The 14,829-nt window shown below is 41.2% G+C and carries 16 protein-coding genes; 1 reads left to right on the top strand and 15 read right to left on the bottom strand.

All coding sequences use genetic code 11. The features are described 5' to 3' along the window. Positions 1 to 183: 183 nt before the first annotated feature. The 5 genes from QSJ46_RS08020 to QSJ46_RS08000 all read right to left on the bottom strand — a co-directional run bounded on the left by QSJ46_RS08020 (position 184) and on the right by QSJ46_RS08000 (position 4,381). Positions 184 to 1,221: an NAD(P)H-dependent glycerol-3-phosphate dehydrogenase gene (locus QSJ46_RS08020; RefSeq protein WP_039179572.1), complete on the bottom strand. Its 1,038-nt coding sequence runs from the start codon at positions 1,219 to 1,221 to the stop codon at positions 184 to 186. Between the two features lie 14 nt (positions 1,222 to 1,235). Further along, positions 1,236 to 2,546 carry a ribosome biogenesis GTPase Der gene (gene der / locus QSJ46_RS08015; protein ID WP_034280419.1) on the bottom strand — a complete coding sequence of 437 codons (1,311 nt, stop codon included), beginning with the start codon at positions 2,544 to 2,546 and terminating at the stop codon, positions 1,236 to 1,238. A 159-nt stretch (positions 2,547 to 2,705) separates the two neighbouring features. Beyond that, positions 2,706 to 2,900, bottom strand: a complete 195-nt coding sequence (locus tag QSJ46_RS08010; RefSeq protein ID WP_008344527.1) for a capping complex subunit for YIEGIA — start codon at positions 2,898 to 2,900, stop codon at positions 2,706 to 2,708. 6 nt (positions 2,901 to 2,906) lie between these two features. Continuing rightward, positions 2,907 to 3,791, bottom strand: coding sequence for a YIEGIA family protein (locus QSJ46_RS08005; RefSeq protein ID WP_039179575.1), 885 nt, complete (start codon positions 3,789 to 3,791; stop codon positions 2,907 to 2,909). Next, positions 3,788 to 4,381: a YphA family membrane protein gene (locus tag QSJ46_RS08000; RefSeq protein ID WP_483295690.1), complete on the bottom strand. Its 594-nt coding sequence runs from the start codon at positions 4,379 to 4,381 to the stop codon at positions 3,788 to 3,790. Before QSJ46_RS08000 ends, QSJ46_RS08005 begins: the two co-directional genes overlap by 4 nt. A 128-nt stretch (positions 4,382 to 4,509) precedes the next feature. On the opposite strand from QSJ46_RS08000, the gene QSJ46_RS07995 reads away from it, so the two are divergent. Then, positions 4,510 to 4,641 (top strand): YpzI family protein, encoded by a 132-nt coding sequence (locus QSJ46_RS07995; protein ID WP_075611569.1) that lies wholly within the window; start codon positions 4,510 to 4,512, stop codon positions 4,639 to 4,641. 215 nt (positions 4,642 to 4,856) lie between these two features. Here the strand turns inward: QSJ46_RS07995 and fni are convergent, their stop codons facing one another. The 10 genes from fni to QSJ46_RS07945 all read right to left on the bottom strand — a co-directional run bounded on the left by fni (position 4,857) and on the right by QSJ46_RS07945 (position 14,650). Beyond that, positions 4,857 to 5,924: a type 2 isopentenyl-diphosphate Delta-isomerase gene (fni, locus tag QSJ46_RS07990; protein WP_285604536.1), complete on the bottom strand. Its 1,068-nt coding sequence runs from the start codon at positions 5,922 to 5,924 to the stop codon at positions 4,857 to 4,859. A gap of 14 nt (positions 5,925 to 5,938) precedes the next feature. Beyond that, positions 5,939 to 7,090 carry a 30S ribosomal protein S1 gene (rpsA, locus tag QSJ46_RS07985; protein WP_041085926.1) on the bottom strand — a complete coding sequence of 384 codons (1,152 nt, stop codon included), beginning with the start codon at positions 7,088 to 7,090 and terminating at the stop codon, positions 5,939 to 5,941. A gap of 223 nt (positions 7,091 to 7,313) precedes the next feature. After that, positions 7,314 to 7,991, bottom strand: coding sequence for a (d)CMP kinase (gene cmk, locus QSJ46_RS07980; RefSeq protein WP_039179588.1), 678 nt, complete (start codon positions 7,989 to 7,991; stop codon positions 7,314 to 7,316). A 71-nt stretch (positions 7,992 to 8,062) separates the two neighbouring features. Beyond that, on the bottom strand, positions 8,063 to 8,245 hold the full coding sequence (locus QSJ46_RS07975) for a DUF5359 family protein (RefSeq protein ID WP_024422820.1): 183 nt from the start codon (positions 8,243 to 8,245) through the stop codon (positions 8,063 to 8,065). A 63-nt stretch (positions 8,246 to 8,308) separates the two neighbouring features. Beyond that, complete coding sequence (locus tag QSJ46_RS07970; protein ID WP_107163415.1) at positions 8,309 to 8,956, bottom strand: flagellar brake protein; 648 nt, start codon at positions 8,954 to 8,956, stop codon at positions 8,309 to 8,311. Positions 8,957 to 9,058: 102 nt separating this feature from the next. After that, positions 9,059 to 10,408, bottom strand: coding sequence for a germination protein YpeB (ypeB, locus tag QSJ46_RS07965; protein WP_047202737.1), 1,350 nt, complete (start codon positions 10,406 to 10,408; stop codon positions 9,059 to 9,061). A 16-nt stretch (positions 10,409 to 10,424) separates the two neighbouring features. Continuing rightward, entirely contained in the window at positions 10,425 to 11,333 is a 909-nt protein-coding gene (sleB, locus tag QSJ46_RS07960; RefSeq protein WP_047202736.1) for a spore cortex-lytic enzyme, read from the bottom strand. A gap of 134 nt (positions 11,334 to 11,467) precedes the next feature. After that, positions 11,468 to 12,124 carry a glutamic-type intramembrane protease PrsW gene (gene prsW / locus QSJ46_RS07955; protein ID WP_024422824.1) on the bottom strand — a complete coding sequence of 219 codons (657 nt, stop codon included), beginning with the start codon at positions 12,122 to 12,124 and terminating at the stop codon, positions 11,468 to 11,470. Between the two features lie 155 nt (positions 12,125 to 12,279). Then, positions 12,280 to 13,251 (bottom strand): YpdA family putative bacillithiol disulfide reductase, encoded by a 972-nt coding sequence (locus QSJ46_RS07950; RefSeq protein WP_047202735.1) that lies wholly within the window; start codon positions 13,249 to 13,251, stop codon positions 12,280 to 12,282. 124 nt (positions 13,252 to 13,375) lie between these two features. Next, positions 13,376 to 14,650 carry a Glu/Leu/Phe/Val family dehydrogenase gene (locus QSJ46_RS07945; RefSeq protein WP_007500982.1) on the bottom strand — a complete coding sequence of 425 codons (1,275 nt, stop codon included), beginning with the start codon at positions 14,648 to 14,650 and terminating at the stop codon, positions 13,376 to 13,378. Positions 14,651 to 14,829 lie beyond the last annotated feature (179 nt).

The raw sequence follows: 14,829 nt of genomic DNA, 5'->3' as shown, positions 1-14,829 counted from the left end.
TTCCAATCATTCAGAAAAAAGCGCATAAAAAAAACTGAAGCAAAGAGGGGGACTCTGCTTCAGTCATTAGATCGACTATTTTCCTCATTCTGTAGAGGCAAAGCTCTATTCAAACTTCATTGCTATGTTATGCAAGTCTTCCCCTTCTTGCATCCTCTACATGCCTAAGTTCAGTCTTTCCTTTTATTTTGTTTGGTTTTCAAACATGTTCACAAGGTCTTCCATCTCATGCGTTTTCACACGTGCCATCAATGATTCTACAGCATCGTCAACCTTTTTCCCTTCAAACAGGACGCCGTAAAGAGCCTCTGTAATCGGCATGCTGACCTTGTATTCTTTGGAGAGCTGATAAGCGCCTTTTGTTGTGCGGACGCCTTCGACAACCATCCCCATTTTTTCAAGCACTTCTTCGAGCTTATATCCTTTACCGAGTAAATTCCCGCAACGCCAGTTTCGTGAATGAACACTTGTACATGTCACAATCAAATCGCCAACGCCTGTTAATCCAGCAAAGGTAAGGGGATTCCCTCCCATTTTTGTTCCTAGACGTGCGATTTCAGCGAGCCCTCTAGTGATAAGCGCCGCTTTTGCATTGTCCCCATATCCAAGTCCGTCTGTGATCCCAGCCGCAAGAGCAATGATATTTTTCAAGGCGCCGCCAATTTCCACCCCAATCACATCAGGGTTTGTGTACACTCTAAAATGATTGTTCATGAATAAATCTTGAACAAATTGAGCTGCTTCAATATTTTCTGACGAGACAGTGACAGTTGTCGGATGACGCAGACCTACTTCTTCTGCATGACTTGGCCCTGATAGGACAACGACAGCTTCTCTTTTCTCAGATGGGACTTCTTGTTCAATCATTTGAGAAATTCTAAGAAGTGTATCTGGTTCGATTCCCTTACTGACATGGACAAACGGCACCTTCGATGAAATCAGCTCATTTGCCTGCTTCAATACCTCACGAATGGCCTTTGTCGGCACAGCGACAATAATCGCCTCTGTCCCCTCTAAAGCCTGCTTCAAATCGGTTGTTGCCTGAATAGACGCTGGCAGTTCGACATTTGGCAAGTAATCATGATTTTCATGTTTCTCATTGATTTGATCAATGAGCTCTTGTCTATGTCCCCACATGTGTACATCATGATGATTATCAGCTAATACAAGCGCAAGAGCTGTTCCCCAGCTGCCTGCTCCAAGTACGGAAATTTTCTTCATCCTGCTCACCCTTTTTATTTTCTCGCTCTCGCAAATATTTTAATCGGTGTTCCTTCAAAACCAAATGCATCTCGAATGCGGTTTTCTAGGAAACGCTCATAAGAAAAGTGCATAAGCTCTGGATCGTTTACAAACACAACAAAGGACGGAGGCTTAATGGCCACCTGTGTTGCATAGTAAATTTTGAGGCGCTGTCCGTTATGGGTCGGCGTTGGATTCATCGCCACCGCATCCATGATGATATCATTTAAAATATTGGTTTGAACGCGCATTGCATGGTTTTCGCTCGCTGTGATAATCGACGGCATTAATGTATGAATTCTCTTTTTCGTAAGAGCAGACATAAACAAGACAGGTGCATAATCAAGGAATTGAAAATGCTCACGAATGTTTTGCTCAAACTCCTTCATCGTACGCTCATCTTTTTCAACAGCATCCCATTTGTTCACAATGATGACAACCGCTTTACCAGCTTCGTGTGCATAGCCCGCAATTCGTTTATCCTGCTCAATAATGCCTTCCTCGCCGTCAAGTACAACAGCGACAACATCAGAGCGATCAATGGCTTTTAATGCACGAAGCACACTGTATTTCTCTGTTGTTTCATATACTTTCCCTTTTTTCCTCATACCTGCTGTATCAACAATGACAAAGTCACGCTGATTGTACGTAAACATCGTATCGACAGCATCTCTTGTTGTACCAGCGATGTTGCTGACAATGACGCGGTCTTCTCCCAGCATGGCATTCACTAATGAGGATTTCCCAACATTCGGGCGGCCAATTAAGCAGAACTGGACAACTTCTTCAGCATATTGCGTATCCGGTAAATTCTTAAAATGTTCTGCGACTGCATCAAGCAGATCACCAAGACCTAATCCATGTGTTCCAGAAATCGGAAACGGCTCGCCAAATCCGAGTGCATAAAAGTCATACACGTCGCTTCTCATTTCAGGGTTGTCCAGTTTATTGACAGCAAGTACAACTGGCTTTTTCGTGCGATATAAAATTTTTGCGACTTCTTCATCCGCAGATGTCACGCCATCTCGGCCATTTACCATAAAGATAATGACATCTGCTTCATCCATTGCGATTTCTGCCTGATGGCGAATTTGCGCCAAGAATGGCTCATCTCCAATATCAATTCCACCAGTATCTATTAAATTAAAGTCATAATTTAACCATTCAGCAGAGCTATAGATTCGATCTCTTGTTACACCAGGTGTGTCTTCTACAATCGATATTCTTTCGCCTGCGATTCGATTAAAAATTGTAGATTTTCCAACGTTGGGCCTTCCAACAATGGCTACGACAGGTTTACCCATAGTACCCTTCCTTTCAATCCAGCCGCGATTCAATATGTTCATCATCATGTTTCAACCGGGATTTATAATTTTCATTCAGTTTTATGAAATAAACCCTTCAAACATGAAGGGTTCAACTTATATATTATATCAATTTTTAATCAGACCACAATGAATAACTTAAAAATGTTTGACAATCAAGTAAAGATCTTCTCCAATGCCGTGTGCAATTCCATCTAAAATGGCCTCTAAATTCATGGCATACATGTCGAGCTCTTCTTTATTTTCACAGAAAAAAACGGCTGTTCCGCCAATGACCCGCTCTTTATTTGTTGTCGCCACAGCCAATATAAATTGTTCAATGGTGTTCGCCATGCCCTATTACCTCACTTTCTTTTTAATGAAATCTGTCGGCATTCGAATGGCATTTTCTAAAATAGGCACCTCTTCTAATACACGGACAGCCAAATCTTCACGATACCATTGAGGTAAAATGAATACGCCAAGTGTGCCGTTATTCAGATCACGTTTTGCGAGCGGACAGAGCGATGGTTCCCCAGAATCGCGATACACGCCAAGTACGTTCGATAAATCAAATAAAATGGCTTGCCGCTGTCCAAGGTTGGCAATCGTTGTAGCAGAGTTGAAATTTTTCGGCGTCAAAATAAAGCCCATCCCATGCTCTAAAATGAGCTTTTGCTTTTCAGGCAGCCCGATATTCATAATGTATATATCATTCACATAAAGCCCCGCCCCATCAAAGCGAAGTTCCCCTTTTTGAATATTGACGATATCCTTTAATTGACTGCCTGACATTAATAGCTTTGCCATGAAAAAACAAAGAATACCGACCACTGTTCCAACAACAAGCGAGAAGAAAATACAGGCTGTCGTTGTAATGAGAGCAGTGAGAATCGCAATATAATTTCGACTTTCAAAGGCAATGGCAATGCCTTCTATATATGTACTGCCTCGTGAGACAAGCTCATACGAATCCATTTGGGTTAACGTATTTCTTTCCATATTTCGGACATCGCGAAATTGCGTGGCTGCCAAAGTGAGAAAGGTAATCGCCGTAAATTCCTCCTGAATCAGTGCAGGCATAATGATCGCACCTAATCCTGACGCAATAAAACCAAGCGCAATGTGAATCACTTGTCCATGAATATACGTAGGGTATTGCCGGTAATCGGTTCTTAACATGTAAAGTCTGGCCGCCATCCCAAAGATGACACCAATAATCACAGGAAACGTATAGTCTGTCATGTTGATTTTGCAGCCCCTTTTACTGATTTTCTTGATGAACGGGCGTTCAAGAGCTTTTCAAGCTGATCGACACCTAATAGAAAGACCGCTCCTTGCACAACGAAGGAAAGAAAAGAGAGATCCCCTATGACAATTGATGATGTGAGGCGGTGAATCGTCAGCGCATAAAGGGCTTCGCCGAGACACACTGACATCATCCATAGGGTGATTCTTTCCGTTAACGGCTGTCCATATGTCATACACATTAAGATCAGCAAGGCAAATACGACCCAATCCACCTTTATTATCGTGAACCAAACAGGGTCATATAATGCAAACATCATAAAAAAGGCATACGCGCTCACCATTGAGCCCGATTGCATGATTCTCATGAATCGATAACCAGGCCTGAATATGACGAAAGCGGCACATGCATATAAAAAAGTCATCAAGAATCCCGCATTCATGCTCATATCTAAAACGGATATCATGAAATGACTGGATATAATATGGACAAGTACACAGATGCCCAGCACGCTGCGCCACAAACTTTTTTCCATGATAAATGTCACCATGATCCAAACGAACCATATAGACCAATAATAGTACAAAGCCTCCAACGCCTCATCACCTCAATTACATTATGGGAAAATCTCCAATTTTTAAACATGCGGATCGTTACCGGCTCTGTATGAAATAAACAAGAGGTGACACCCTAATGATTGAGGAGGGATGAATGATGGGAAAAGATAGACAGGAAAAGCGTTTAAAGGCGTCAAAAAGAGTGGAATCTGATCGTGATCAATCCATTCATCATAAGGGTGCAACAACATTAGAAGGTCCAGAAAGCGCTCGAAAAAGAAATCAATAAAAAAAGGCATGTGATGGTCACATGCCTTAGATTTGTTGACAAAGGGCTAAAATGATCTTGATTTTAGCTCTTTGTCTTCTTTTCAGCGTGATAGAAAACCTTTGAAGTCTAGGAAGGACGAGTACCGGAGCGGAGCGAATTTGACATTCGTAAGCACCGGAGCGCAGGACTGACACCGAATGCGAGGGTTTGTCTACGCGCTGAGGCATGTGATATCACATGCCTCTCTTACTAGATCTTAAACTATAGTACGTTGTGTCAACGCCTCTTTCTTTGAGCCAATGACTTGTTTCCCCTGAGATCACAACTGGAGCTTGTCTCAGTTCTTCAATCGTCTTCACGCCAAGCACTGTCATCATCATCTTGATATCTTCTTGAAGATCCATGATATCTGCGATGAGGCCGCTTTCTCCTCCACTGGTCAATGATTTTAAGAAAAATCCAGCAAGACCAGCAGCAGATGCGCCAAGAGCTAATGATTTGGTTACATCAAGAGCATCTTTGATACCTCCGGAGGCTAAAATTGTTTGATTCTGAAAGGCTGTATGTACTTCAGCAAGACTCGCTGCAGTTGGAATCCCCCATTGATCAAAATAACGAAGGGCTTTTTGGCGACGGAGATTTTCAATCTTAGAAAAGTTCGTCCCACCAAATCCGCCTACATCAACGGCTGCAACCCCAGCATGGAATAACTTTCTTGCCGTCTCCTTGCTCATGCCAAATCCGACTTCCTTCACGACAACAGGCACACCAACAGATTCAACGATAGCTGCAATCCGCTCAAGCGCCCCCCTGAAATCGCGATCCCCTTCAGGCATGACAATCTCTTGGATGACATTCAGGTGAATCTGGAGCATATTTGCCTCAAGCATGCTGACTGCTTCTTGAGCTTGCTTAATCGTCGCTTCACTGCCTAAATTCGCAAATACAATTCCAACCGGATTGACTTTACGAACGATTTCATATGTTCGTCTTTCTTCTTTATCTTTCAGTGCAGCCATTTGTGATCCAACTGCTACTGGGATATTGGTCTCCTTCGCTGCGATCGATAAAGAGCGGTTGATCTCATAGGTAGATTCTCCGCCCCCGCCAGTCATTGCATTGATAAAAATTGGCGAACCGAAAGTCAGTCCGCCAATTGTCGTATGTGTATCAATTTGTGATGTTGCAAGATCTGGTAAACTGGCGTGAACGAAGGAAACATCTTCTAAACCTGTTGCTGCATGCTGGCCAGTGGACAACGCATGCTCAATATGCTGTTTCTTTCTTTCTGCTCGCGTCAATTTTGATCACCAAATTATTTTAGTTTATTGAGTTTATCGCCGATCAGGTCACCAAGCTGGAATCCGCTTGTGTTTTCTTCTTTCGCCTGATATTGACGATAATCCTCTTCGATTTGTTTTTCAGGATTTTCTTCTAAATCACGAATGCTTAGTGAGATGCGCTCTTCGTCTTCATTCACATCAAGCACTTTCACTTTGACAGTCTGCCCTTCTTCAAGGACTTCTTGCGGCGTGCCGATATGTTTATGAGAGATTTGGGAAATATGCACAAGCCCTTCTACACCTGGCAGAATTTCAACAAATGCACCAAAGCTCACAAGACGTTGAACAGTTCCTTCAAGCACATCACCTTGTTTTACCTTTTCACCAATTTGGCTCCAAGGTCCTGGTAATGTTTCTTTAATAGATAGTGAGATACGTTCGTTATCACGATCAACAGCAAGTACTTTGACCTGGACTTCCTGTCCTTCTTCTACTACGTCAGATGGCTTTTCAACATGCGCATGGGATAGTTGAGAAATGTGAACTAATCCATCAATGCCGCCAATGTCAACAAATGCACCAAAATCAGTAAGCCTCTGTACTTTACCATCAATCACACTGCCTACTTCAAGCTTTTGCAGGAAGTCTTGCTTTTTGTCTAACTGCTCTTGCTCAACCACTGCACGGTGCGAAAGAATCACGCGATTTTTTTCGCGGTCAAGTTCTACCACGACAAGTGAGAGTGTTTTCCCTTTGTAATCTGTGAAGTCTTCTACATAGTGTGCTTCTACTAGAGATGCAGGAATAAATCCACGCACACCAATATCAACGACAAGACCACCTTTTACAACGTCTTTTACTTCAGCTTCAAATACTTCTTTTGTTTCAAACTTTTTCTCTAGGTCTTCCCAAGCGCGGTCTGCATCAACAGCACGTTTAGATAAAATCAAAGCATCGTCTTCGACCTTTGTTACTTTAAGCTCTAACTCGTCGCCATCTTTCACGACATCTGATGCTTTTTCAACGTGAAGACTTGATAATTCACTGATTGGGATGATACCAGGTTGTTTCACATTGACGATATCTACATTGACATGCTTGTCCTCAACTTTAGAAACAATCCCTTTCACTACATCTCCAACCTCTGGTACCTGAACATCGATTTGATTCATTTCCTCTGTCATTTCGATAACCTCCTTGGTCCAAACCTACACAGCTTAGTTAAAACGACTGGGCGAATATGTGTCTTAAGCATGATGAATGCCAGCCGAATATGTATTATAGAAACATTCAAATCAATATAATTGCTTGAATGATCAATAAAAATAGTATTAGTATAAACTTCTAATAAAAGACCTTGTTTGTCAAGAGATAAACCTCTAACTTATTAAAGTTTTCTAAAATTTCTTACTGTTTCTCTACGCGGTCTGCTGCATCTAAAATTTTCCCTGCCACCTCTTGAATAGAAAGGGAGGTTGTGTCAATTTCAATGGCGTCATCCGCTTTCTTTAAAGGTGAAACTTCACGCTCAGAATCAAGCTTGTCACGTCTTGCAATCTCTTCAATCAGCTGATCGTAATTGACATCGTAGCCTTTTTTCTGATTCTCTTCAAAGCGGCGTTTTGCTCTTTCTTCTACTGATGCAAGCAAGAAAATTTTCACTTCGGCATCTGGAAGTACGTGAGTGCCTATGTCTCTTCCATCCATAACGACACCACCTCGTTTGCCAAGCTCTTGCTGCCTGCGGACCATTTCTTCCCGAACAGCTCTGTGCTTTGCAACAACCGATACTTGGTTGCTTACGCGGTCTGTACGAATATCCTCTGTGACATCCGTATTGTTTAGATGGACTTTTTGACCCTCGCCTGTTGTTACAAGTTCAATGACTGTTTTTTTCAGTAATGAATCAAGTGCCTGTTCGTCTTCAAGGTCTACACCTTGATTAAGTGCCGCAAGTGTAATCGCGCGGTACATGGCACCTGTATCAATATAAATATATGATTTTTTGGCTGCGACAATTTTTGCCACAGTGCTTTTGCCTGCTGCTGCAGGACCATCAATTGCAATAGATAATTTCTTTTTCATAATACCTCTCCTTGATTGAATCTCCCTTATGAATTGTAACACGATCACCGCTCAAACGGGGGAATTTTCTATCAATCCTTCTGCTTAAACGTCTCAATCCATTCTTCAATGCTCATGTTATTCACACCCTCATACTGCACGACTTTTGACAAAAAAAGTTCTCCTTTCGTCAAATGAAGTGTGATCTGAACAGTTAGCAATAAAACAAGCTGAATGAGCACCACTTTCAATAACCATCTTTCCATTGTCTTCATACAAAAAGCCTCCACGCTAGATTCTTTCCTCTCTAGTATGGAAGCTTTTTACACCCTTTATTCTTATGCTTTTTTCACACGTGTTAAAAGCTGCTGCTGGAAGCAGTATTTCATAATGTGCTGCTGGTGATCATTTGTAATCTCTGAAAACTCCATGATCGCTCTTGTTTTGCCAGACTGTTCATCTTGATATACTCGATTCATCTCTGCAACCGCTTTAATTTTCACAGGCTCTTTTAAGGGAAGTTCAAACTCTGTGGCCACTTCTCCATAATCTTTCAATGACACGCCCTCAGGAACAGCAATCGCCACGCCGCCAGCACTTATATTCACAATAAACGTGTCAAAGGGCTCTTCATCCGTTTGCATGATAGTGGCTTTGATCATCGTATCCACTCTCAAATATTCTCTTCGCTGAAGCCGGACCATTTCTTCTTTTGGCGGAATGGAAATAACAATCATCGGAATATCTTCTTTTCTTTTTCCAATTACTTCGCTTTTACATTTGTATGGAATTTGATTTTCATCAAAAAAGAAGACGGTGATTTCTGTCTGCTGGTTTAAGTAGATGGTGCGGCCCGTTTCTTTATCTGCTGGATAATTAATGAAAATATCATCGTTATTATTTTCCAAAACCTTCGATTTTGCTGTTTTCACTTCTTTATTCTCATTGACATATTCAATTGTGATTGCATCCCCTATTTGTAACATTCCTCATCACTCTTTTCATCTGTGAAATCGTATCCTCTCCTATATTAAACCATGTCTAAAACAAAAGGAAAAGACTTATTAGCCTTTTCCTCGCTTCCTTTTCTATAGGTCTTTATATATAGGTTCTGCATTTTTCAGTTTATCTACACGTTCTTCTTTTCCAGTATCTGCATTAATGAACATGCGGTACGTATCGTTTTTTATCGTTCCGAGGAACTCATAGCATAGAACTTCCTCTGACATATCATTTTGCACAATCGCCAAATGAGTATCTTCGATCTTTACATGCTGATTCAATGTTTTCTGTGCTTCTTTTTGAGAGATTTTCGGTGCCTTGATGTCTCGAGTTTTATGATTCGTTAAGTAGTCCTTCGCTGAAAACCCAACAACCTCGCCATCATCCAATGCGACTTTCATGCGTATACTATCTGGATAAAGCAATACATTTTTTTGAAGAGGCACATAGGTAAATACACCGATATTATCAAATTGTGCACTTTCATCTAAATGGAACGATTCTGTGTCAAATCCGTGCTTCTTTAAAAAGCTGAGTGCTTTTTCTGATGCATCATTCAAACTGATTTTTTGTTTTTTCACGTCACGATTCTGAAGAAGGTAGACTGGGTGTCCTCCTTTTTCAGTTAAGTCTAAGTAAAAGTTAGCATGGCTGTCTGGATCAGACATCGATAAGCTGTACACGTCGCGATTGGTTTTGCTGCCGCTTTTTCTCACTTTAAAATGTTGATTATGGTCGGGTGTGAATTGCTGTGCAATGCGGATCGCTTCTTTTTTTGAAATCTTATCGCCTTTTAAATGATTGTAGCCTTGTGTTTCTTTTTCTGTCGACACATTTGTAGGCCCAAGATCGACATCTGCAAACGCATCTGCATTTCTCTCAACTGTTTTCAGCCCGTCAATGATGGTGTTGTCGTTCTTTCGATCGCCGTCAGCCAGCGCCATTTCAACATCCATCCATTTTAAGTTTTTATTAAGGACGAGATGCTGCACTTGTCTAAGTTCGTTTTGGATATCTGATGCTTGATTATAAAGGGCTGAAATGGCTTTGTGTGTATCTTTATTTAATGGTTCGTCTGATAAAGTTTTGACTGATGATTTATAGCTAAAGTCTCCGACATTCGCCAGGAATTCTTCCGTTTTATTAAAAGGCATCAATGTGAGCGGGAGCTGACTAACATTGTTATGCGCTTCTGATGACATTCTCCATACATCTGCAAGTGCTGGTGAGATGGATGTTTGGCTGTTCATCGCAAGTGTTGCGCCCAGTTTGTCATGCAGCTGATCCACCTGATACGTTAAATCGTGGAAGGCTCTTTGGTAGTTGTTCTCAGCATGAAGCAGCACGGCGTCTTTTTCTTGATGTTCTTTATAGCCCCAGTAACCTGTTGAGATGACAGCAATTCCTAAAATAGCAATCAATATTCCTCTGATCATTTATTTACACCTCTTTTTATTCGCAGAATATATGTTTCCCGATTCGTTTAATTTGTGGTCTTCCCCAAATCCATGGACTTGTTGCTGTATCAGGATTAAAGTAATAAATGGCGCTCTCAGATGGGTCCCAGCCATTGATTGCATCAAACACAGCCTTTTTTGCCGTTTCATCTGGCGTCATATAAAATTGCCCATCTGCAACAGCGGTAAACGCTAGCGGTTCAAAAATGACCCCTGCGATCGTATTTGGAAAGGTCGGATTGTTCAAACGGTTTAAGATCACGGCCGCGATGGCCACCTGTCCTTCATATGGCTCACCTCTTGCTTCACTGTAAACAGCTTGCGACAAGAGCTGAATGTCATTACTAGAAAAACCACCAGGCATGTTGGCTGCTGTTTGTTTCGGTGTTTGATTTCCCTGCTGGCTGCCTGACTGATTGCCAGACTTCGCAGATGATCCACTTTGACTTTTTTGATTTTCTTTTGTACCTTGAGCTGTCTTTTTTTGCGTGCTTCTTTTCGGAGCCTTTGTTTGCTGATCAAGAGGCTTTCCGCCATAATGGGTAAACTGGTTCCCTTGCTGCAGCTGCTTTTGAACAAATTCTTTGTAGTATTTCGTCTTTTGAACTAATAAGCTTTTTGTTTTCTCGCCTACAAGTCCATCGACCTTCTTGATGCCAAATTGGCTTTGAAAGTTACGAACGGCCCAGTACGTCCCCCAGCCATAGACGCCATCAATTTTGCCATTGTAAAAACCATTGTATTGGAGACGCGCTTGCAGTTCGACTACATCTTCTCCTGTTGCGCCCCGCTGGATGACTTGGCTGGTGAAGGCTTCACTTTTACTCTCTGTCAAAAGTGAAGACGCAAGAAGAACGATTGAGAAGATAAGAACGATTTGTTTTATGAAACGAGCTTTATCCATATTTGATCCTCCTGTACTTTTGATGTTTGAATATATGTTTCTTCCGATCCCTATTTTTATACATTCAACACAGGAGAGAATTGGATGGAAAAGACAAAAAAACGCCCTATCAACAAATAGGACGTTTTCAAAAATTAAATTTGCACCATTTTTACCGCACGGGCTTTTTTTGCTTTCCTTAAACCAAACCACCATAAAAAAATCATGAACGGCACCATGATATATCCCCAGTTTTTCATACCTAATAGAATGAAATCATACAGGCCGTGAAACAGCACAGGGAGCGTTAAAGAAAGGATCAGCCATTTGCGCTGCTCCTTTTTATCAGAGAAGCGGGCTTTTCCGATATAAAATCCCATCACAACACCAAATAATGCGTGACTTGATACAGGTAATAAAGCACGGGTAAATGCATATTCGACCCCATGACCGACTAAGTAAAGAATATTTTCAAGTGTTGCAAAACCAAGTGAGACACTCGTTCCATACACAATCCCGTCATAATGTTCGTCAAACTGAGCATGCGCATAAACGCTGACCATTAAAATAAACCATTTTAATGATTCTTCTAAAAAGCCCGACGTCACAAATGAAATCAAGATAGGGTTTGTTGCGATATTTTCCTCTTGAAGGACATATTGAATAAACATGGTTGGAAACACAAGTATGACACCTAGCATAAAAGATCTGATGACCATATGAACCGGCTCATTGTCGTACTGATCTTTCAAATAAAAATAACTTAAAAGTGCGATGCCGGGAGCTAAACCTGCTGAGATGATTGCGATCATAACCAGACCTCTTTCCCTACATTATCCTTCATTATCGTACCATGATTTACCCTTTTTTTATATGACTCGGGCCCATTTTTCTAAAAATAACTTTCTATATAATCCCAATTTATATAAAAAAGAACCGAATCCCTTTTGAAGGATCCAGTTCTTTTTTATCCGTTGATTCTTTTGTTGATTTCTTCTGCAATGAGTCCGCCATGAAATCTTCCATTTTCGATGAAAATTTCATTCGCATTATTCCCAGCAGCAATAACTCCTGCAATGAAAATACCTTCAACATTCGTTTCCATCGTTTGTTCATCAAATGCTGGACGGCCTGATTCTTGATCAATCGTGACACCCATTTTTTCTAAGAAAGAATGATCTGGATGATAGCCAGTCATGGCAAATACATAGTCACTTTTCACTCGATCCGTTTGATCTTGCTGGTTTGTAAAGATCACTTCTTCTTCTGTGATTTCTTTCACCTGCGCGCCAAACTCCATTCGAATCGTTCCATTACGGACAAGCGCTTCAAACTCTGGTAAAATCCAAGGTTTGATGCTGGATGAATATTCAGTTCCTCTATACAGCACAGTGACTCTGCTTCCGCATTTCACAAGTTCTAGCGCAGCATCCACACTGGAGTTCTTCCCGCCGATCACCGTCACATCTTTATCAAAATATGGATGTCCTTCTTTAAAGTAGTGATACACGTGGGGAAGGTCTTCTCCTTTGACGTTCATATAGTTTGGATGATCATAGTAGCCAGTTGCAATGACGACGTAATCACATGAATAGTCGTCTTTTGATGTATTCACTGTAAAACGGCCATCTTGTTTCGTCACGGCGTTTACTTTTTCAAAAGCATGCACACGCAGGCTTTTTCGTCTGACGACCTCTCGGTAATAGGAAAGTGCTTGAATACGAACGGGCTTACGATTTTCAGTAATAAAAGCGACATCACCGATTTCAAGCTTTTCACTTGTACTAAAAAAGGTTTGATGTGTTGGGTAATGATAAATACTATTCACGACATTCCCCTTTTCAATCACAAGTGCATCAATCCCAATTTGCTTGAATGCGATGGCAGCTGATAGCCCGCATGGTCCGCCTCCTATTATGATCGCTTTTTCTTGTTTCATTTGTTCCACTCCTGTCATTTCACTGCAATAACAATTGCTGGGCTGTTTGATTCTTTGTTCCATTCCATAAAAAAATCTCCTATTTAAGGATAGGAGATTTTAAGGCGCGATGCAAATAAGCCGCTTAAATCCAGCCTCTGAATCGAGAAGCTTCAGCCATTTTACGTACACCGACCATATATGCAGCAAGACGCATATCGATCCGGCGGTTTTGCGCCATTTCATAAATATTATTAAATGATTTCACCATCATATCTTCTAAACGAGTTTCAACTTCTTCTTCAGTCCAGTAGAACCCTTGGTTATTCTGAACCCATTCAAAGTAAGAAACAGTTACACCACCCGCACTCGCAAGTACGTCTGGGACAAGTAGTACACCACGATCTGAAAGAATTTTGGTTCCTTCCAGTGTCGTTGGACCATTTGCTGCTTCAACGACAATTTTGGCTTTAATGTTTGCCGCATTATCTTCTGTGATTTGGTTTTCAATGGCTGCAGGTACTAGGATATCACAATCCAGCTCAAGCAGCTCTTGGTTTGTAATTGTATCGTTAAATAATTTAGTGACGGTTCCAAAGCTGTCACGTCGGTCAAGCAAGTAGTCAATATCTAGACCATCTTCATCGTATAATCCGCCGTACGCATCTGAAATCCCTACGATTTTCGCTCCAGCATCATACATGAATTTAGCTAAGTAGCTTCCTGCATTTCCGAATCCCTGTACGACAACACGAGCTCCGTTAATGTCAATTCCTTTTTTCTTCGCCGCTTCTTTGATGCAGATCGTCACACCTTTTGCTGTTGCAGTATCACGTCCGTGTGATCCTCCAAGAACAATTGGTTTTCCTGTAATAAATCCTGGCGAGTTAAACTCATCAATTCTAGAATATTCATCCATCATCCATGCCATAATTTGAGAGTTCGTAAACACGTCTGGTGCTGGAACATCTTTTGTTGGTCCAACAATTTGACTGATGGCGCGAACATAGCCGCGGCTAAGTTTTTCAAGCTCTCTGAATGACATTTCTCTTGGATCACAGATAATACCGCCTTTTCCTCCGCCATAAGGAAGATCCACAATTCCACATTTTAAACTCATCCAAATTGAAAGCGCTTTTACTTCTTTTTCCGTAACGTTCGGGTGGAAACGAATTCCGCCTTTTGTTGGACCGACAGCATCATTGTGCTGTGCGCGGTAACCAGTGAAAATTTTCACAGATCCATCATCCATACGTACTGGAATTTTGACCGTTAATAGACGAATTGGCTCCTTCAGTAATTCATACACTTCCTGCGGATACCCTAATTTGTCTAGCGCTTTATGTATGACGGTTTGAGTTGACTTTAAAACATCTAGCTTATCTTCTGCGTTATGAGCGGCGTTTTGATCGGCTGCCATTAAAATAAACCCCCTAGAAATCTTTCATGATCTACTGCTCCCTTTCAAGCAATAGTATACACCTTCGTACTGGTAAAGCAAAGGTAAAAAGCGTTTTTTATCAAAATAAAATATCAGCGTTTATAAATATAAAAAAAGATATAAAAAAATACTGTTGTTTCATCACAACAGTATTAAAT

Source organism: Bacillus sp. YKCMOAS1 (assembly GCF_030268125.1).
Taxonomy (GTDB): Bacteria; Bacillota; Bacilli; order Bacillales; family Bacillaceae; genus Bacillus; species Bacillus safensis.
The sequence above is the reverse complement of the archived record's forward strand: the minus strand, read 5'-3'. Positions and strand labels throughout refer to the sequence as shown.